This is a genomic window from Pantoea stewartii, from assembly GCF_011044475.1.
Taxonomy (GTDB): Bacteria; Pseudomonadota; Gammaproteobacteria; order Enterobacterales; family Enterobacteriaceae; genus Pantoea; species Pantoea stewartii.
In genome coordinates this window covers 2,125,794-2,144,472 of the sequence record NZ_CP049115.1, presented here as the reverse complement: position 1 = coordinate 2,144,472, position 18,679 = coordinate 2,125,794, and the positions used below count along the sequence as shown (strand labels likewise).

17 protein-coding genes are annotated in these 18,679 nt (G+C 58.2%); 14 read left to right on the top strand and 3 right to left on the bottom strand.

Translation table 11 applies throughout. The features are described from left to right. Nucleotides 1–66 precede the first annotated feature (66 nt). Complete coding sequence (locus G5574_RS10110) at nt 67–1,227, bottom strand: amidohydrolase (protein ID WP_164482573.1); 1,161 nt, start codon at nt 1,225–1,227, stop codon at nt 67–69. Nucleotides 1,228–1,282: 55 nt separating this feature from the next. After that, nucleotides 1,283–1,552, bottom strand: a complete 270-nt coding sequence (locus G5574_RS10105) for a hypothetical protein (protein WP_039342199.1) — start codon at nt 1,550–1,552, stop codon at nt 1,283–1,285. Between the two features lie 303 nt (nt 1,553–1,855). Between G5574_RS10105 and G5574_RS10100 the strand changes: the two genes are divergently transcribed. From G5574_RS10100 to G5574_RS10035, 14 genes are all read left to right on the top strand, one after another. Continuing rightward, a complete protein-coding gene (locus tag G5574_RS10100; RefSeq protein ID WP_164482572.1) occupies nt 1,856–2,857 on the top strand; it encodes an LLM class flavin-dependent oxidoreductase in 1,002 nt (333 codons plus the stop codon). Nucleotides 2,858–2,872: 15 nt separating this feature from the next. Next, nucleotides 2,873–4,027, top strand: coding sequence for an amidohydrolase (locus G5574_RS10095; RefSeq protein ID WP_174250617.1), 1,155 nt, complete (start codon nt 2,873–2,875; stop codon nt 4,025–4,027). Between the two features lie 77 nt (nt 4,028–4,104). After that, nucleotides 4,105–5,418 carry an LLM class flavin-dependent oxidoreductase gene (locus tag G5574_RS10090; RefSeq protein ID WP_164482570.1) on the top strand — a complete coding sequence of 438 codons (1,314 nt, stop codon included), beginning with the start codon at nt 4,105–4,107 and terminating at the stop codon, nt 5,416–5,418. Nucleotides 5,419–5,429: 11 nt separating this feature from the next. Continuing rightward, entirely contained in the window at nt 5,430–6,368 is a 939-nt protein-coding gene (locus G5574_RS10085; protein WP_039342211.1) for an ABC transporter substrate-binding protein, read from the top strand. Nucleotides 6,369–6,378: 10 nt separating this feature from the next. After that, nucleotides 6,379–6,891, top strand: coding sequence for a GNAT family N-acetyltransferase (locus G5574_RS10080; protein ID WP_164482569.1), 513 nt, complete (start codon nt 6,379–6,381; stop codon nt 6,889–6,891). Between the two features lie 9 nt (nt 6,892–6,900). Further along, nucleotides 6,901–7,827: an amino acid ABC transporter permease gene (locus G5574_RS10075; RefSeq protein ID WP_033739759.1), complete on the top strand. Its 927-nt coding sequence runs from the start codon at nt 6,901–6,903 to the stop codon at nt 7,825–7,827. Continuing rightward, nucleotides 7,811–8,605 (top strand): amino acid ABC transporter ATP-binding protein, encoded by a 795-nt coding sequence (locus tag G5574_RS10070; protein ID WP_033739758.1) that lies wholly within the window; start codon nt 7,811–7,813, stop codon nt 8,603–8,605. The genes G5574_RS10075 and G5574_RS10070 overlap by 17 nt, the downstream gene beginning before the upstream one ends. Nucleotides 8,606–8,614: 9 nt before the next feature. Next, nucleotides 8,615–9,514: an ABC transporter substrate-binding protein gene (locus G5574_RS10065; RefSeq protein ID WP_164482568.1), complete on the top strand. Its 900-nt coding sequence runs from the start codon at nt 8,615–8,617 to the stop codon at nt 9,512–9,514. A gap of 375 nt (nt 9,515–9,889) precedes the next feature. After that, nucleotides 9,890–10,492 (top strand): cupin domain-containing protein, encoded by a 603-nt coding sequence (locus G5574_RS10060; RefSeq protein WP_110268393.1) that lies wholly within the window; start codon nt 9,890–9,892, stop codon nt 10,490–10,492. Nucleotides 10,493–10,793: 301 nt separating this feature from the next. Next, nucleotides 10,794–12,500 (top strand): bifunctional ornithine lipid synthase OlsF, encoded by a 1,707-nt coding sequence (gene olsF, locus G5574_RS10055; RefSeq protein ID WP_033739756.1) that lies wholly within the window; start codon nt 10,794–10,796, stop codon nt 12,498–12,500. Nucleotides 12,501–12,574: 74 nt separating this feature from the next. After that, the gene (locus tag G5574_RS10050; protein ID WP_164482567.1) at nt 12,575–13,642 is read left to right on the top strand and encodes an ABC transporter ATP-binding protein; all 1,068 of its coding nucleotides are present in this window, start codon (nt 12,575–12,577) and stop codon (nt 13,640–13,642) included. A gap of 15 nt (nt 13,643–13,657) precedes the next feature. Then, complete coding sequence (locus G5574_RS10045) at nt 13,658–14,659, top strand: ABC transporter substrate-binding protein (protein ID WP_164482566.1); 1,002 nt, start codon at nt 13,658–13,660, stop codon at nt 14,657–14,659. 2 nt (nt 14,660–14,661) lie between these two features. Further along, entirely contained in the window at nt 14,662–16,404 is a 1,743-nt protein-coding gene (locus G5574_RS10040; protein ID WP_164482565.1) for an ABC transporter permease, read from the top strand. Then, the gene (locus G5574_RS10035) at nt 16,392–17,480 is read left to right on the top strand and encodes an MBL fold metallo-hydrolase (RefSeq protein ID WP_033739751.1); all 1,089 of its coding nucleotides are present in this window, start codon (nt 16,392–16,394) and stop codon (nt 17,478–17,480) included. The genes G5574_RS10040 and G5574_RS10035 overlap by 13 nt, the downstream gene beginning before the upstream one ends. A 17-nt stretch (nt 17,481–17,497) precedes the next feature. Here the strand turns inward: G5574_RS10035 and G5574_RS10030 are convergent, their stop codons facing one another. Next, a complete protein-coding gene (locus tag G5574_RS10030) occupies nt 17,498–18,562 on the bottom strand; it encodes a LacI family DNA-binding transcriptional regulator (RefSeq protein WP_039342364.1) in 1,065 nt (354 codons plus the stop codon). Nucleotides 18,563–18,679 lie beyond the last annotated feature (117 nt).

Here is an 18,679-nt window from a genome sequence, read left to right as displayed (position 1 = left end):
TTTCAACTGATAGCGATTAGAACAGATAACAGTCAACTTGTTCAGACACAGATTACGCCCGTTTTTCTATAACAGTTGCGCCAATGCCTCCTTGCGCGCCGCAATCCGGCGTAGGGCGTGCGGAGCCAACTGACTAAAATAGTCGACAGCCGGTCCCATCAGCGCTTCGTCAGGATTAAAGGCCGGATGATGAAGCCCCGATTCACTGGCACTGCCAATGCTGACAAATGCCCCCGGCACCTGCTGCAGGTAAAAGGCAAAATCCTCACCTCCCATCAGCGGTATTTCAGCCCGTTCGGCGCGATAACCGCTCTGGGCAGCCTGTTGCAGGGCAAAGTCGGCCCATTCCGGGGTATTCAGCAGCGCAGGCGGTCCCGTTATCCAAGCCAGTTCAGCGCGCGCGCCAAAGCCCGACGCGATGCCCTGAATCAGCGCGGTCATGCGTTCAGGCATGTGCTCACGTATGGTCGCATTGTGCGTACGTACCGTACCTTCCAGTTCCACCTGCTCTGGCAGCACATTCCAGGTATTGCCGGCGGTAAAGCGGGTGACGCTTAATACCACCGTGTCCAGCGCGCTAAAGACGCGAGCCGGTAGCGTTTGCAGTGCCGAAACGATATGACTGGCGATCACGATGGCATCAATGCCTTCCTGCGGTCGGGCGGCATGCGCACCTTTACCCAGCACCCGAATGGTGAAGCGGTCAACATTGGCGTAAAACGCGCCGGGGCGGGTGCGCAGCGTACCCAGCGGCAAATCCGGCGCGTTATGCAGACCAAAAATAGCCTGTACGCCCGTCAGTGCACCGGCATCAATCAGCTGTCTGGCGCCGTCGAACGTTTCTTCTGCGGGTTGAAAAAGAATGCGTACCCGGCCAGGCAGGGCGGCTTCCTGCTGTTTCAGCTGATGCGCAACGCCAAGCATGACTGACGTATGAATATCATGTCCGCAGGCGTGCATGACGCCGGGCCGCTGAGATTTCCAGGGCACGTTCACCGCCTCGTCAATGGGAAGGGCGTCAATGTCGGCGCGAAAAGCAATCAGCGGCTCGCCCTGACCAATCTCCACCACCACACCTGTCGTTAACGGCAGGGGCAACAGACGAATATCCGCCTGCTGTAACCAACGGGTAAGACGTTCCGTGGTCGCAAACTCCTGATGAGAGAGCTCGGGATGCTGATGCAGTTCACGCCGCCACTGCACCAGTTTTTCCGTTAAAGAAGTCATGATTCTCCTGATAACACAGACTGAGACCCGGTCAGCAAAAGGGGCCGCGTTGTCTTTAAATATGATTGGGCTGCCAGCGATAATCCGGTAATACCGTGAGGGCACTGTCGTTCCGCGATAATGGCGTTTGGATAAAGGCTTGCTGCACGTTGTTCTTTTCACGCGTCTCAGGCGCAGGAATATTATTCAGGCATGAACCGCTGTCAGAATACGTCTGATTAGATGCGCGGTCTGGCAGGGCAGGCGGGATAGCCGACAGTCTTTTTTTTGAAAAACCACCCGGTTTCAGAACGTTTTCCCGTATCAGGCCAATGATGTTATTCATCCTTATCTTCCTCTTGAAACGCGGTGTTTTTACAATGGTTTCATCATGAAACGTTCTGTCTGACAGATAAAATAAGGAATAGCGCAAAGCTTAGTGAAAATACGCAAATGCCTGAGATATGTTGCCGGTTTTATTTCCACAGGTCGTCTAAACAGGGAGGCGGAAATAACGTTATTCTCTGCTTTTTTTATTCTTTTAAATTCTATTGCCGTTTTTTAACTTCATATTCTCATAATTGTTGTTTTACGAAATATAACGTTCTCGCCACACTAGCTTTCAAAGGAAATAAGCGAGGGCAGGTGAATGGCATATCAGTTAAGTCTGTTAGATAAAGCGCCCGTGGCGGAAGGGGAATCGCCCGGCGCGGCCCTGCAACGTACGCTGCGGCTGGCGCAACAGGCCGAGAAATGGGGCTATCACCGCTTCTGGCTGGCTGAGCATCACAACATTGAACAGCTGGCGAGTCCGTCACCCGAAGTGTTAATCGCCTGGATTGCGGCACAAACGACGCGCATCCGGCTGGGATCGGGTGGCGTGATGCTGCAGCACTACAGCCCTTACAAAGTGGCAGAAAATTTCAATCTACTGGCCTCGCTGGCCCCCGGACGTATCGATCTGGGTATTGGTAAAGCACCGGGCGGCCTGCCGCTTTCCACCCGGGCGCTGCAGCGCGGTGTGCATCAGGATGAAAAAGGCAGCTTTGCGGAACAGCTGCGCCAGTTAGCACACTGGCTGGCACCCGGCGCGGCGCAAGAGAATAAGGACGAAACGTTACGCGCCACGCCGATACCGGCGCGCCCGGCGCAGCGTTTTTTGTTGGGTGGCAGTGAACAGAGCGCACAGCTGGCGGCAGAGCTGGGCTGGCAGTTTGTCTTTGCCGCTCACATCAATGGCGATCGCCCGTTACTTGAGCATGCACTGAAGACCTATTCACATCTGACCCGCGGCAAGCGGGCACTGGTGGCGGTACAGGTTGTGGTGGCGGATTCTCCCGCCCAGGCCGATCTGCTGGTCGCGGGGCTCAAACAGTTCCATGTCCAGGTTAAAGACGGGCCGGGCGTCAATGTTGCCAGTCTGGAACAGGCCGAACGTTATGTCCGTCAGGGTGGATTCACGGACTACCTGATTGAGCCGCGCACGCCCTCGCTGCTGAAAGGCACGGCCTCACAGGTTCACGCGCAGCTTGACGCGCTGCATCAGAACTTCAGCATTGATGAATTCGTTATCGACACGCCGGTTGCCGATGCGCGCGCCCGATACCGGTCTCTGGAATTACTGGCAACCCATCAATGGGTCGCTGCCTGAATCGCCGAGGTCATGATGAGTCTGAACGAAGCACAGCTAATTGAATGGCGACGTGAACTGCATACCTGGCCCGAATTTTCCGGTCAGGAATTTGCCACCACCGCGCGCCTTCGCCAGTGGCTCCAGGCCGCCGGGGTTCGCTTACTGGATTACCCACTGGCAACCGGCGTGGTGGCGGAAATCGGCCAGGGTGAAAATCTGATCGCACTGCGTGCCGATATTGACGCGTTGCCAATCCATGAAGCCAGCGGCGTCAGTTTTCATTCCCGTCAGCCCGGCGTCATGCATGCCTGCGGTCACGATCTCCATACTGCCGTCATGCTGGGCGCTGCCCTTGAGCTGCAGACAAGGGCGCATCAACTACCAGGACGGGTACGTATTTTATTTCAGCCCGCCGAAGAGATCGCACGCGGTGCCAGACAGTTTATTGAGGCCGGCGTGCTGGAGGGCGTTCAGGCAATTTTTGGCATGCATAACGAGCCGGGCCTGCCGAGCGGCACCTTTGCCACGCGCAGCGGTGCGTTTTATGCCAATGCAGACAAGTTCGTCATTCAGGTTACCGGCAAAGGCGCGCATGCGGCGCATCCTGAGCAGGGCGTGGATGCCATTGTGGTGGCCAGCCAGATTATTCAGGCTCTTCAGACGCTGACCAGTCGCAGCTTCAATACGCTCGACAGCCTGGTGCTCAGCGTGACCCGCATTGATGGCGGCAAAACCTGGAATGTATTGCCGGGTTCTGTGGAATTTGGCGGCACTGCCCGCACCCACGACCTGCAACGCCGTGCCGAACTGGAAGACCGTGTGCGCATGCTGGTGGAGCACATCGCCCGGGCCAGCGGCGCGCAGGCCAGTCTGAGCTGGCACGCCGGACCGCCCGTGCTGATCAATGATGCGCAGTGGGCGCAGTTTACCAGCGAAGTAGCGCACGATGTCGGCTATCGGGTACAGACGGCTGACCTGCATCTGGGGGGAGAAGACTTTGCCTTCTACCTGCAGCAGGTGCCCGGTGCCTTCGTCAGCATTGGCAGCGGCAGCGACTTTGGTCTGCACCATGCCGGTTTTACACCCGATGAAGCGTCGATCGCGCCCGCTGCCCACTACTTTGCTCAACTCGCGCAGCAGGCCCTGCGCCATCTTCATGACCGATGTCGTGAACCCGCCCTGAATTAGGTTCCACTTCCTGACGACCTGTGCGGCTTGTCGCGGACAACCGCCTGGCACTGTGACGCAGAAAAAAGAGAGTAATCATGAGCACAAGACAGCTTCGACTGGGTACCCTGTTGCACGGTGCCTCGGGTAACATGTCCGCCTGGCGCCACCCGGCCGCTCAGGCGGATGCCAGCATCAGCTCCGACTATGCCAAAAAAATCGCGCGTAAAGCCGAGCAGGGCAAACTGGACTTTCTGTTTGTCGCCGATGGTCTGTTTATCAATGAAAAATCGATTCCTCACTTCCTGAACCGTTTTGAACCTTTAACGCTGCTCTCGGCGCTGGCCGGCGTTACGGAACATTTAGGGCTGGTGGGCACGGTCTCCACTTCCTATAGCGAACCTTTTACCGTGGCGCGCCAGTTCGCCAGCCTGGATCATCTGAGCGGTGGCCGCGCGGGCTGGAACGTCGTCACCTCGCCACTCGAAGGGTCGGCAAAAAACTTTTCCCGCCAGCAGCACCCGGAACACGCTTTGCGTTACCGCATTGCCGACGAATACCTTCAGGTAGTGAAAGGGCTGTGGGATTCATGGGAAGAGGATGCCTTCGTTCGCAACAAAGAGAGTGGCCAGTTCTTCGATCCCGCCAAACTACACACACTGCATCATCACGGCGATTTCTTTCAGGTACAGGGGCCGCTCAATATTTCACGCACGCCGCAGGGACGGCCTGTCATTTTCCAGGCCGGCGCGTCTGACGACGGTAAAAAGCTGGCGGCGCGACATGCCGATGCCATCTTTACGCACCAGCCGACGCGGGAAGAAGCCCAGGCCTTTTACCGGGATGTGAAGCAGCAGCTGGTGAAAAACGGACGGCAACCGGACGATTTGCATATCTTTCAGGGCGTCAGCGTCATTGTGGGTCGCGATGCAGAGGATGTGGAGCAGCAGTATCAAACTACCGCTGCGCTGGTCTCGATTGATGATGCGCTGAATTATCTCGGCCGCTTCTTCGATCACCATGACTTCTCCCGGTATCCACTCGATGCGCCGTTCCCCGACGTTGGCGACATCGGCCAGAACAGTTTCCGCAGCACCACCGACGAAATTAAACGCAAAGCCCGTGAACAGGGACATTCACTGCGCCAGGCGGCACTGGAAGCCGCCACGCCACGGCCGCTGTTTCATGGCACGCCAGCGCAGGTTGCCGACGGCCTGCAGGCATGGTTTGAGAGCGAGGCTGCAGACGGTTTTATCATCAATGGCGGTACGCCGGATACGTTTGAGCGCTTTGTTGATGAAGTGGTGCCTGTTTTGCAGGCGCGTGGCCTGACAAGACGTGAGTATCCGGGGCGCACACTGCGTGACAGCTTCGCCTTGCCCAAGCCGGTCAATCAGTTCACTTTGCAATAAGGACCTTTGCTATGCAGAAAAAAATCCTGATGGCGCTGATGCTGCTGACGGCCAGCGCTACCAGCCATGCGGAAAGCACCAGCGTCGCGGTAAATGGGCAGCGCGTCAGTCTTGAAGCCAATAAAACGCCTGTCCATACCGTAAAGAATGCGCAGGCCATCGCACAGTTGCCCGCCGGTTATCACTTTGCTGTGCCCGGTTCGTTCACGGTGGCGGTGGCGGCCCTGAACTCGCCGCCGCTCACCGTTTTCTCGGACGACAATACCACGCTGTTGGGGAGCGAAGTCGATATCGCGCGACTGGTCGCAGACAGCCTGGGGTTAAAGCTCAACGTGGTGCCCACCTCGTGGGAGGACTGGCCGCTGGGCGTGGCGTCCGGAAAATATGATGCCGCCATTACCAACATCACCGTGACGAAGGCGCGCAAAGCGAAATTTGATTTTGCTACCTACCGCAAAGATTCGCTGGGGTTCTACGTAAAAACCAGCAGCCCGATTAAATCACTCACTCAAGCCGACGATATCGCCGGGCTGCGCATCATTGTCGGTTCCGGGACCAATCAGGAGGCCATTTTACTGGCCTGGGACAAACAAAATCAGGCCAAAGGGCTTAAACCGTTTACACCCATTTATACCAAAGACGATGCGGCACAGACGCTGGCGCTGCAGGCCGGACGTGCAGATGCCTATTTTGGCCCTAACGTGATTGGCGCCTGGAAAGCCGCGCTCAACGGTAAGACTCGTCTGGTCGGCAGTGTGGATGGCGGCTGGCCCAAGGCGGCGCATATCGCCGTGACGGTGAAGAAAGGCAGCGGCTTAGCGCAACCTGTCAGTACGGCGCTGAACGGCGTCATTCAAAATGGCGCTTACCAGAAGGTACTCGATCGCTGGGGCGAAGGCGTTGAACGCATTGACCATTCCGAAATTAATCCACCCGGTCTGGGTGACTGAGGAGCACACGATGAGTCAACAGCAATTCCGTGAACTGTCACCTGATGCACCAGAGTTAGTGCCCATTCTCACCGGCTTATTTGGTGAATATGCGGCCCGCTATGGCGATTACTTCAGCCGCCACAAGGAGCAGGAAAAAACCGAATGGTATCTGCCACCGCACGGCTTATTCATCGTGCTGGAGCGCGACAAGGAGATTATCGCGATGGGGGCGTACAAACCTTACGACGCGCAGACGGCAGAGCTGAAGCGAATCTGGACGCGTGGCGATCTCCGGCGACAGGGGTTAGCCCTGGTGGTGCTGAAAGAGCTGGAGCGACGGGCCCTGCGCGCCGGTTATCAACGGCTGTTTCTGACTACCGGTTTCCGGCAGCCCGAGGCCGTTCGCTTATATACCGGCCACGGCTATGAGCCGCAGTTCGATCTGAGTGGCGATCTGGAGCGTTACGGGCAGCCACCGCACGATGGCCGCTTACGGTTTATCAAAGTGATCGGCGTGCACAGCGTTGCGCAGGCAAGTTAAGGAGTCAGTATGAACCCTCATCAACATTTACATGTCGTGCCTGCCCGTTATCCTGCCCGCACGCTGGGCGCGGTGGTCGCGCTGTTTATCCTGGCAGGCGTGGTGCAGTCGGTCGCGTTTAATCCACGCTGGGAATGGGGCGTGTTTGCCCGCTGGTTCTTTGATCCCGTCATTCTGCATGGTCTGGGGCAAACGCTGCTGCTAACGCTGTTGGGCACGGTATTCAGCCTGCTTTTAGGCGGGCTACTGGCGCTGGCGCGGCTGTCGTCGTCCTGGCTGCTAAGCAGCCTGGCGTGGGGATACATCTGGCTGTTTCGATCGCTGCCGCTTATCGTGGTGCTGATCATTCTCTATAACTTCTCTTATCTCTACGACACGCTGTCCATTGGCGTACCTTTTACCACGCTGTCCTGGGGCCATTTTCAGACGATTAACGTGCTGGGGCAGTTTCCGGCGGCCGTCATTGGCCTGACCCTGGTCCAGGCGGCCTACAGTGCAGAGATCATCCGGGGTGGTTTTCTGGGCGTTGATCACGGTCAGGTGGAAGCGGCTTCCGCACTCGGGCTGTCTGCCACGCGGCGCACCTTCCGCATTATTCTGCCCCAGGCCCTACGCGCCATTATTCCCACAGCCTTTAACGAAATTATCAGCCTCGCGAAGGGCACGGCAATGGTCTATGTGCTGGCGATGCCGGAACTGTTTTACACCATTCAGATGATCTACAACCGCAACCAGGAGGTGATCCCCTTACTCATGGTCGGTGCGGCCTGGTATCTGATTATCACCACCGTTCTGTCACTGATTCAGCACAGCGTCGAACGCTGGCTGGCGCGTAGCGTCAGCCGTGAACCCCAACCGTCGCGCTGGCGACAATGGCGCAGCCGCGTCACACCGCTCAATCCTGTTGAGGAGATCAGCCATGTCCGAAGCCATTGATTACCGCGTAGCGCATCGTACCGGGGCCATCAGCATTACCGGGGTCAGCAAACGTTTCGGCAAGCTCAAGGCGCTGGACGACGTCTCGCTGGAACTTGAACCCGGTTCTGTGACGGTGATTCTGGGGCCATCCGGTTCAGGAAAGTCTACCCTGCTGCGCACCATCAACCATCTGGAACGCGTGGACGAAGGCTTTATTCAGATCGACGGTGAGTACATCGGTTATCAGCGTCGGGGAAATACACTCTATGAACTGAAGGCGCGAGCGATACTGCGCCAGCGCGTCAACGTTGGCTATGTTTTTCAGAACTTCAATTTGTTTCCTCATCTCACGGTGCTGGAAAATTTAATCGAAGCGCCGATAGCGCACCGGCAGCTCTCAAAACGTGAGGCGATCATCCGGGCTGGCGAGCTACTGGAGACGGTCGGCCTGCGCCATAAAGCGGATGCCTGGCCGCGTCATCTGTCGGGCGGTCAGCAACAACGCATTGCGATTGCCAGGGCCCTGATGCTGCAACCCCGTGTCATGTTGTTTGATGAGCCGACTTCCGCGCTGGATCCTGAACTGGTAGGCGAGGTGCTGGATGTGATTAAAAAACTGGCCCGCTCCGGCACCACCCTGGTTATCGTGACGCACGAGGTTGGCTTTGCCCGTGAAGTTGCCGACAACGTGGTGTTTATGGTGGACGGGAAAATTGTCGAGCAGGGCAGCAGTGCCCAGGTGCTAAACCATCCACGTCATGAACGCACCCGTCGCTTTCTGGCACGCGTATTATAAGGAGCCGATATGAAATACGCGTCTCTCACGCTGTTAGCGGTGTTGGTGAGCGGTGCAGTATGCGCCGAAGAAAGACGGGATGCCGCCCAGAATGAACAGCCCATTCATGCGCCCGTGAACCCGGAAGCGGTGAGAAAAATCCCGGCGAATTTTCCGTTTGTGAAGCCGGGCACCTTGACCGTCGCCACCTCGGCTATCCACTCACCGCCGCTGGCGCTGCTGGCGTCGGATAACGTGACGCGCATTGGCAGCGATCCGGACATTGCCCGCCTGCTGGCAGACAGCCTGGGACTCAAACTGAAACTGGTGCCGGCCTCCTGGGAGGACTGGCCCCTGGGCATTCGCGCAGGCCGCTATGACGTAGCCATGTTTAACATCGCAGTAACCGAAGAGCGAAAGCAGAAATTTGATTTCGCGACCTATCGTGCCGATAACCATGCCTTTTCGGTCAAAGCTGACAGTCCCCTCCGCGCGATCACCTCACCGGCGGACGTGGCAGGGAAACGTATCATCGTGGCCTCGGGGACCAATCAGGAACGCATTCTGCTGAACTGGGACGCACAGAATCGGGCGAAGGGCTTGCCGCCGGTTACGCCGATCTATCTGACCGATGATGCTTCAGCCACGCTGTATCTGCTATCTGGGCGGGCCGATGTGATGTTTGGTCCACATTCTGTGGCGGCCTGGAAAGTCGCCTCACGGGGCCAGACGAAACTGGTGGGCCAGGGGCCGTTTCGCGCCTGGGTTGCCGTCACCACGAAAAAGGGCAATGGCCTGGCGGCGGCGCTGCAAACTGCACTCGATGGCACGATTGCAGGCGGACAATATCAGCAGGTTTTGCAACGCTGGGGTGAGCAGGATGAGGCGATCACCCATTCCACGATTAACCCACCCGGTATTGTGTACTGATTCAGGGCCTGCAGGCGGATTTTCCCCCACAGGCCCTGACAGTCCAGTGCCAGCACGGGCGAATAATCCCGTCTCATCTGACAGAAGAAGGCTGCGCGGTCAGCCTGTTTTCGCTCATCCCTTCCTGATATAAACAGGCTGCATGGCCGGTTGCCCTGGCAGGTTTTCCCGGCCTGCTCAGCGACGGGCGCATTGTGTTGCGCGTTTTACAGATTAATCCTGCCACGATACAAAGCCTTACCGACTTAAGGTGGAATTGTTAACAATTAATTTGGCTTTGGTTAGCGAGTTTGGATGATTGTGTAAATTGTGATGCATGGCGCACGTTACATCACCTGCGACCTTTGTCACACTATAGAAAAAAGGAGACATTGTATGACTGCCCAAACTTCCAGTCTGATGTTGCTGATGTCTTTCGCCGCAGGGACATTTTCAGCTGGTGCATCGAATAACCCGCAACATTTGATGTTCGCCAGCCCGTCTGCTGGCGTGCCCAATAATCCGTTGCCGCTCATCATCTGGCCGCGCGTTGTGCCTGAAGAGGAAGAGGACATCGCGCGCTGGTTTGAGACGACGTTTGAAAAAAATGGCTGGCCTTCGGACTGGCGCGATCAGATCTTCCCCTACATGCACTATCATCCCAACACGCATGAGCTGCTGGGTGTGGCGGAAGGCTGGGCTGAAGTGCTGTTTGGTGGGGACAGCGGCCGTATGATTACCCTGCGGGCGGGCGATGCCGTCCTGATTCCTGCGGGCGTTGGGCACCGTCAGGTGTCGGCCAGCGAAGACTTCATGGCCGTGGGCGCGTATCCCGAGGGCCTGAAGCCCGAGATTCTGCGCGACGAAATCGGTCTGCTCAAACTGTCGCAGGAAAAAGTGAAAAAAGTGCCCCTGCCAACACGCGATCCCTTCACAGGCAAAGCCGGGGCGATGACGGAGATCTGGAATCCCGTTGCCACCATCATGCACCAGCAGTAAGGCAGGGACCCGCTGCACGGTTGCGCTGCCGTTTTTTACGCCGCGCAACCGCCCCTTGTTTCTCCCGGCAAGGGCAAGTGACTGCCACGTCATAGCCGACTTTTCCCCCTTTACGCCGCGTTTCGCTCTGGCGAAATTGTCTTTATTAACCTGCTGTTTTTAGTAAATAAAATCCGTGTTTTCATGCGTTCTCAGCAGACTGTGCTGACAATTTTGCCCTTCGATTTGTCCCGATTCATAAAAGTGCAAACATCGCGACTTACTTTCGCTGTATCTCTGGGACAGGCACGAAAGGTTAACTATGTTTTCAGTCGATCAGGTTATTGAGAGTTTCTGGCCTAACCAGCGTCCTGCCAACTGGCAGAAACGGATGCTGAAGTGGGTGTTGCGTGAAGATGAATTCCAGCGCTTTGCCGCGCGCTATCCCCACCTGAAAGGGCTGGATATGGTGGAGCAGGTACTGGAACACCTTGATGTACGCTGCGAACTCAGCGAGCGCGATCTGGAACAAATTCCGCCGCGCGGCCCGGTCGTGGTAGTGGCGAACCATCCGCTGGGCACGATTGATGGCATGGCACTCCTGCATGCGATCTCCCAGGTGCGCCGTGATGTCAAAATCGTGGCAAACCGGTTGATTATGTTACTGGAGCCGCTCAACAGTCTGATGTTGCCTGTCGACAACATCGGTAACCGTACCAGCCGCCAGCAACTGCAACACATGCAGCAGCACCTCAATAATCAGGGCGTACTGATTATTTTCCCTGCCGGGGAAGTTTCCCGTCTCACCAGCGCGGGCGTTCGCGACCGTGAATGGCATCACAGTTTCCTGCGCCTTGCCGCGAAAGCCCGCGCACCGCTGGTACCGGTGCACGTTGAAGGGCGTAACAGCTCCCTGTTTTACACCACCGCCAAAGTCGCCCCACCGGTGGCGATGCTGATGCTGGTGCGTGAAATGTTTAAGCAGCGCGGCATGCGCATCAAACTGCGCATTGGAGCACAGATTCCGTTCGCGCACTGGCACGATGGTCACACGCCAGGCAAAGAGCTGGCAAAACGTGTGCGTAAACATGTCTATCGCCTGGGGCAGGGGAAAAAGGGGCTCTTCCAGACCGAATCCGCTATCGCCCTGGCGGAAGACCGCGCTGAACTGAAGAAAGCGCTACTGCAAAGCGAGCTGCTGGGAACGACCACCGACGGTAAGCAGATCTATCTGTGGCGACGCAACGGCGCAACCTGGGTGCCAATCCTGCGCGAGCTGGGCCGGTTGCGTGAAATTGCGTTTCGCGCCGTGGGCGAGGGCAGCGGACGTCGTCGTGACCTGGACAGCTACGATGATGACTATTATCACCTGATTCTGTGGGATGACGCCGAACTGGAAATCGTCGGTGCCTACCGGTTTATTCCGGGTGGCGAACAGCTGGAACGGCGCGGAATGGAAGGTCTCTACAGCCACAGCCTGTTCCATTACGATGAACGGATGATCCCAATCCTGCGCCAGGGCATCGAGCTGGGCCGTAGCTTTATTCAGCCAGCCTATTGGGGCAAACGTGGACTGGATTACCTCTGGCTCGGCATTGGTGCCTATGTCGCCAAATATCCCGAAGTACGCTATCTGTTCGGGCCGGTCTCGATTTCAGGCACCATGCCGCTGGCGGCGCGTGATTTGCTGGTGGCGTTCTACCGCATCTACTTCCCCACAGATTTTCCGCTGGCTACCTCACGCTGCCCGTATCCGGCCTCGCTGCCTGACGTGCTGGCACAGTTCAGCGGTAATGATTACAAAGAGGATCTGCAGCGGCTGAAACAACTGCTCAGTAACCTTGGCGCTGCGATTCCGACCCTGTACAAACAGTACTGCGAAGTGTACGAGCCGGGCGGCGTGCAGTTTATTGATTTCGGTAGCGATCCCGATTTTAACAACTGTATCGATGGGCTGGTGCTGGCGGATCTCACCAAAATCAAGCCGTCGCGCTATGAACGTTACGTGGCGGTGCATCTGCCGAAGTAGCGGGATGTCACGGTGCTGTCATCAACGTGTCGTAACGTTTAACGCAGGACGTTTATGGCAAAGGCACAGTAGATATGGCCGCACTCTCTCTCACCGGTCTGCATAAGGCCTTCGCGGCGCAGCCGGTTATCCATGACGTAACGCTGAAGATCCAACAGGGCGAATTTGTCGCCGTGCTGGGTCCGTCCGGCTGCGGCAAGACAACCTTGCTACGCCTGATCGCCGGATTCGAAACCCTGGATCGCGGCGAGATTCGGGTAGACGACACCGTGTTTGCTGCTTCGGATTTTCACCTGCCTCCGGAACGTCGCGATCTTGGCGTGGTGTTTCAAAACTACGCGCTGTGGCCGCACATGACGGTGGCCGAAAACGTGGGCTACAGCCTGAAAGTCACCGGCGTAAACCGAACTGAACGGGCGGATCGCATCCGGCAGGCCTTGACGCTGGTCGATCTGCTGGCGTTTGCCCATAGGCACCCGGCCGATCTCTCCGGGGGCCAGCGTCAGCGCGTGGCGCTGGCGCGTTGTCTGGTGGCCAGGCCACGGCTGGTGCTGCTTGATGAACCCCTGGCTAACCTTGACGTACATCTGCGCGCGGCGATGGAAGACGAATTTCGCCGTTTTCATCGTCACAGCGGCGCGACGCTGATTTACATCACCCACGATCAGCGTGAGGCCATGGCACTGGCCGATCGTATTGTGGTGATGGAGGGGGGTCAGGTGATGCAGTTTGCCTCGCCACAAACCTTGTGGCGCGAACCGGCCAACGAGATGGTTGCCACCTTTATCGATGAAGGACGTGTGCTACCGGTACAGGATATTGAACCCCTGGGGCAGGGCGTGGCATCGGTCATGCTCTGCGGTACGCGACTACGGCTGCGTTGTGCCGCGCAGCAGACAGCCTTACCTTATGGCAAAGCCAGTTTCCATCGCGCCAGTTTCCGCCTGGCCCAGGGCGAAACCGGGCATTTTGCCGCGCAGATCACACGTCTGGTCTACCGTGGCGGTCATTACGACGTCCATCTGTCCCCCTCGGCAGCGCCTGATGTGTCTTTTACCCTGGCCCTCGACGACGTTTCTGCGCTTACGGTTGACGATACCGTCGGCATTATCGTGACTGACGGCTGGATTCTCCCCGCATAAAGGACTTCAGACAGTATGAAAAAGGCTATTTTCACTTCGGTGACCTCGCTGCTGTTTACCGTATTGCTGGCAGGCTCAGCGCTGGCGCAGGCGGCAGACCAGCCCACCGGTAAACTGGTGGTGTACACCTCACAGGCACCGGAAATTGCACAGCAAACGATGGATGCGTTCAAAGCGGCCTATCCCGATATTCAGGTAGAGTGGACGCGCAACGGCACCACGCAGTTAATGAACGTGCTGCATACGGAAATGATGAACGGCAGAGTCAAGCCTGATGTGCTGCTGGTCGCGGATGCCATTAATCTCGGCGCGCTGAAGAAAGAGCAGCAGCTCTATGCCTATCAGGACGCCCCCGTTGCACACCTGAAGCCGTCCTTCTACGATCGTGACAAGACCTTTTTTGGCACCAAGATCATTGCCATGGTCATTGCCTACAACACGCAACGGGCCAAACCGGTCAACAGCTGGAACGCATTGCTCAACGCCGATAACAAAGGGCAAATCGCGATGCCGAGTCCGCTCTATTCCGGGGCGGCCTTGTACAAACTGCATACCGACATCGCCACGCCTGACATCGGCTGGAACTTCTATAAACAGCTGGCGGCGCTGGGCATCGCGCCGCAGGGAGGCAACGGGCCAGCACTGAAAGCCGTGGCGAGCGGGATGGATAAATATGGCGTGATCACCGATGCCGATATTATCCGGGCGAAAAAGCAAGGATCGCCGATCGATCTGGTGTATCCCAAAGAGGGCGTGTCTTACGTCACCGAACCGGTTGCCATTCTGAAATCCGTCCACAACCTGCCCGCTGCGAAAGCCTTTGTGAATTTTTTACTGTCAGAGCAGGGCCAGAAACTGGTGGCCGATCAGGGCAACCGGCCGGTTGACGATCGCGTAGCCGCGCCGGAAGGCTTTGCTCCGGTTGCGCAGATCAAACTGCTGACGCCGGACGTGGAAAAGGCGGTTGCGGATGATGCGCAGGTGCGGGCGCAGTTTACCGCACTGTTCGGAGGCTGAGCATGAGCGTGCTGAGTCACGACAGTCAGCCTCGCTGCTGGCATCTTACACGCGGGCGTTTTCGCGCCGAGCCGTGGGTGCTGGGCGTGCTGGTGTTGATGATTGGGCTGCTGTCGGTGGCGCCTTTTGCCCGGCTTATCTGGACGGCGGTAGCGCCGCAGGGCGTCCCCGATCTGACGCGGCTGGCGCAGTTGCTGGTCAGTCGGCGGGTCCTCAGTGCAACGCTCAATACCTTGAGTATCGGGCTTTGTGCCACACTGTTGTCGCTGCTGCTGGGCACGCTCGCTGCCTGGCTGGTCGCGCTCAGCGATATGCGCGCCAAAGCAGCCTGGGTTTTTGCGTTTATTTTGCCCTTGATGATTCCGCCCCAGGTGACCGCGCTGGCCTGGCTGCAGGCGCGGGCACCGGGTAGCCTGCTGGCCTCACTGTTTCAGTTACTGGGTTTACCCTGGTTCGCGCCGGGCGATCAGCCGCTCTTTTCATGGGGCGGCATCGTACTGCTGCTGGGCCTGCACAGCGCGCCGCTGGTGTTTCTGACGGTACGGGCCGGTCTGCGGCGTTTACCCGCCGAACTGGTGGAAGCGGCGCGTATCAGTGGCGCGTCACATGGGCAGATTCTTCGCACCATCATTTTGCCGCTGGCGCGTCCGGCCCTGTTTGCCGGCGCCGCGCTGGCCTTTGTCGCGGCCGTCGGCAATTTTGGTATTCAGGCCATGCTGGGCATTCCGGCGCGCCTGCCGACGCTTATCACCCTGGTCTATCAACAGCTTAACGCGACAGGTCCGGGTGCGTTGCCGGACACGGCTGTCTATTCGTTGCTGATGGCGCTGATTAGCCTGTCGGGCATGTTGCTGAGCGGCTGGCTGGGCGGACGGCGCGATGTCCGCGTCAGTGGATCCCCGCAGGCGTGGCGACAACCGCTACAGGGCGCACGTTTGCCGACAGAAATTCTGGCCTGGCTGTGGATGGTCGCAACGCTTATCCTGCCCGTCAGTGCGTTGCTGACCAGCGCGTTGACGCGGGGTTTTGGACAGGCTCTGACGTGGCAAACCCTGACGCTGGAAAACTTTTTTCAGGCGCTGTGGGGCTATCCCGCCATCCGCCATGCTTTTGCAACCAGCCTGTGGCTGACCGGGCTGGCGACGCTGATCCTGACCGCCATGGCGCTGTTTCTGGCTTTTTTTCTGAGCTGGCAGCGTACCCGACTGGTTCGCGGCCTGTGGTTCGCCAGCGAGCTGACCTATGCGCTGCCCGGTATTGTCACCGGCGTGGCGGCAATCCTGTTTTTTCTGCCGCCGCTTCCGCTGCTGGACGTGTCGATTTATGGCACGGTCTGGATCATTCTGGCCGCCTATCTGTCCAACTTTCTGGCGCTGGTGTTGCGGCCTGTGCTGGCTGGCTTCGCGCAAATCGAACCTGCGCTTGATGAAGCCGCCCGTCTGTGTGGCGCAGGACTGATGCGCCGTATGCGCGATATCTTACTGCCGCTGGCCGCACCTTCCGCACTGGCAGGCGGTCTGTTGGTGTTTCTTACCGCGTTAAACGAAATTCAGGTATCGGTTCTGCTGGTGACATCGGAAACGCAAACCCTCGGTCCCACGATTATCTTTCTTGATGAAGGCGGATCTGCCCCGCTGGCGGCGGCGGTGGGTTGCCTGATGATACTGGTGGTTCTGACCTTAATGCTGCTGGCGACGCGTTTAACGCGTCGTCTGCCACAGGGTACATTGCCATGGCAAGCCTGACCGTTGTAAGCGGGGTGGGCGGCAAATTGCCCGCGGCGTTCCTGCTGGAGATTCAGGGCTATCGTCTGCTGTGGGACTTGGGTGCCGGGCCGGAGCCGGGCGTCAGACCCGATCTGGCCGCCATCGGTCAGGTTGATGCGATCTGCCTGACCCATTCTCATCGCGATCATACCGGGGCGCTGGACAGCTGGCAGCAACTGGGCTCGCCACCGGTTTACGCGACGGACATCACCTGGCAGCAGTTGGGCGACGGTCCGGTGCCTGCGCGCTGCCGACATGCGCTGCCTTTACAGGGCCAGTGCGCCGTAGGGCCACTGAATCTGTTTACCGGCCGGAGCGGACATTCACCAGGATCCGTGTGGCTTCATCTGCCTGTCGCTGGCGGCATCACCTATATGGGTGACTGGAGCCGCGAGTCATTATTGTTACCGTTTGACCGCCCACCACGGGCGCGCTGGCTGATTACCGATGCGTCCTACGGCGACCGTCATCAGCGTCTGCATCAACAGGTCGACGCGCTGGTGCAGGCGGCCCGACACGGGGCGGTGGTCACGGCACCGTTACATGGCAGAGGGCCAGAGATGGCCCTGCGACTGCGCAGCCAGGGATTACCGGTCAGGCTGTGTCCGCAGGTGCGCGAGGAAGTCTCCCAGTTGCTGGCGCAAAAAACGTTACCGGCCGCCACGGCGCTGGCGTTACTGCCGCTGCTGCGCGAGCCGACACCGGCACGCTGGCAACCTGACAGCGTAATCGTGGCTGCCGATGCGGTCGCCGACAGCGGTCTGGCGGCCACGCTGAGCCACTGCCCTGAGTTTACCCTGATTTTTAGTAGCCACGTCGCCCGCGGGACACGAGCCTTTGAGATGCTGCAAAACGGGCTGGCGCAGTGGCTGCCCTGGAACGTTCATCCGCCGCTGGACGATCAACTGGCCCTGATAAAACACTGCGGAGCCGAGCAGGTGATCCCCGCCTTTGTCGCACCCGAACAGTGTCAGCAGTTGATGGCCCGTGCGGGTAGCACGCTGTGCTGGCAGCGTCACTTCACGCTGTCATCCCGCTGGGAGAGTTTTGTCTGACGCTTTAGCAAACGGCTTCAACTGTAAAGCCCGTACTGCTGGACCGGCGCATGGCCCGGATTATCCCGGATGCGGCGTACCGAATCGCGCACCACCAGTTTGCCGTTCAGCAGCAGGTTACCCGGAGGAAGATCCGGATCTAACCGGAGCGACTGAAGAATTCTCACCGCGGCTTCGCCCAGCTCATCGCGTGGCACCTGTACCGAGGTTAAGGGAATCTCCTGAACGGTCGCCAGGTTAAAACCATCCATGCTCATCACCGACACATCCTCCGGCACCCGCAGGCCCGCCTGCTGTAACGCCTGAACCGCCCCGGCGGCAATATAATCGCCGCTGGCCAGAATGGCCGTGGGCCGCTGCGCCTGAGGGCAATGGCGCAGGTAGTCGCTCAGCCGGTCGCGGGCGTCATTGCTGCTAAAGCTGTTCAGCGTTAGCAGATGCTGACGACTGTCGAAGCGCAGATTCATGGCATGCCAGGCATCACGGACGCCTTGTAGCCGCTGCTCCATCGTGTAGCGCCGCAGGCAGTGCAGCGACAGGATTTGCCGGTGGCCCTGTTCAAACAGATAGCGTGCTGAGAACTCGCCAATCAGATGATGATCGGGGGAGACCGACGGCAGGCGCATCCGGCGGTCGCGGGCATTAATCAGCACGCAGGGCTTGTGCATTTCAGCGGCCAGCTGATGGATATGTTCATCATCAATACCAATCACCAGCGCAGCTTCGGTCTGCTGCATCTTATCGATAAACAGTGCCGCATCGCTGTCGACTTCTTCCAGCGGGCAGTAGCGCACCCGGACATCGTGCGGTTTCACGGCTTCGCTGATCCCCTGGATCACCTTGTAATAGAAAATATCCGTACGGATATCGAAGGCACGCGGCGGCGCAAACACGATCAGGTCATTAAGCAGCAGCCGGCCATGGTGCAGGTTGTCCAGCACACCTTGCTGTTGGGCAATACGCAGTACCTTGTCGCGCGTGGCAGGGCGAATGTTGGCTTTGCCGGCCAGAACGCGTGAAACCGTGCTCACCGACACACCGCTCAGGGCGGCAATTTCGCTCACTTTTAAGCTTTGTTTCATTCTGTGATCGCCCTCAAGTCTGCAAATGAAAAATTTTTCATAAAGTGCTGAATCGTGTCCTTTCTGGTGTGAACGGACATTTTTGTTGTGCTGCAAGCTTGCCATGAAAAGAGTTGC

Coding starts and splice junctions, on each gene's coding strand:
- G5574_RS10070 (WP_033739758.1), top strand. CDS start 7,811: ATGTCCGAAGCCATTGATTACCGCGTAGCGCATCGTACCGGGGCCATC.
- G5574_RS10090 (WP_164482570.1), top strand. CDS start 4,105: ATGAGCACAAGACAGCTTCGACTGGGTACCCTGTTGCACGGTGCCTCG.
- olsF (WP_033739756.1), top strand. CDS start 10,794: ATGTTTTCAGTCGATCAGGTTATTGAGAGTTTCTGGCCTAACCAGCGT.
- G5574_RS10100 (WP_164482572.1), top strand. CDS start 1,856: ATGGCATATCAGTTAAGTCTGTTAGATAAAGCGCCCGTGGCGGAAGGG.
- G5574_RS10035 (WP_033739751.1), top strand. CDS start 16,392: ATGGCAAGCCTGACCGTTGTAAGCGGGGTGGGCGGCAAATTGCCCGCG.
- G5574_RS10030 (WP_039342364.1), bottom strand. CDS start 18,562: ATGAAACAAAGCTTAAAAGTGAGCGAAATTGCCGCCCTGAGCGGTGTG.
- G5574_RS10065 (WP_164482568.1), top strand. CDS start 8,615: ATGAAATACGCGTCTCTCACGCTGTTAGCGGTGTTGGTGAGCGGTGCA.
- G5574_RS10095 (WP_174250617.1), top strand. CDS start 2,873: ATGAGTCTGAACGAAGCACAGCTAATTGAATGGCGACGTGAACTGCAT.
- G5574_RS10085 (WP_039342211.1), top strand. CDS start 5,430: ATGCAGAAAAAAATCCTGATGGCGCTGATGCTGCTGACGGCCAGCGCT.
- G5574_RS10060 (WP_110268393.1), top strand. CDS start 9,890: ATGACTGCCCAAACTTCCAGTCTGATGTTGCTGATGTCTTTCGCCGCA.
- G5574_RS10040 (WP_164482565.1), top strand. CDS start 14,662: ATGAGCGTGCTGAGTCACGACAGTCAGCCTCGCTGCTGGCATCTTACA.
- G5574_RS10105 (WP_039342199.1), bottom strand. CDS start 1,552: ATGAATAACATCATTGGCCTGATACGGGAAAACGTTCTGAAACCGGGT.
- G5574_RS10110 (WP_164482573.1), bottom strand. CDS start 1,227: ATGACTTCTTTAACGGAAAAACTGGTGCAGTGGCGGCGTGAACTGCAT.
- G5574_RS10080 (WP_164482569.1), top strand. CDS start 6,379: ATGAGTCAACAGCAATTCCGTGAACTGTCACCTGATGCACCAGAGTTA.
- G5574_RS10050 (WP_164482567.1), top strand. CDS start 12,575: ATGGCCGCACTCTCTCTCACCGGTCTGCATAAGGCCTTCGCGGCGCAG.
- G5574_RS10045 (WP_164482566.1), top strand. CDS start 13,658: ATGAAAAAGGCTATTTTCACTTCGGTGACCTCGCTGCTGTTTACCGTA.
- G5574_RS10075 (WP_033739759.1), top strand. CDS start 6,901: ATGAACCCTCATCAACATTTACATGTCGTGCCTGCCCGTTATCCTGCC.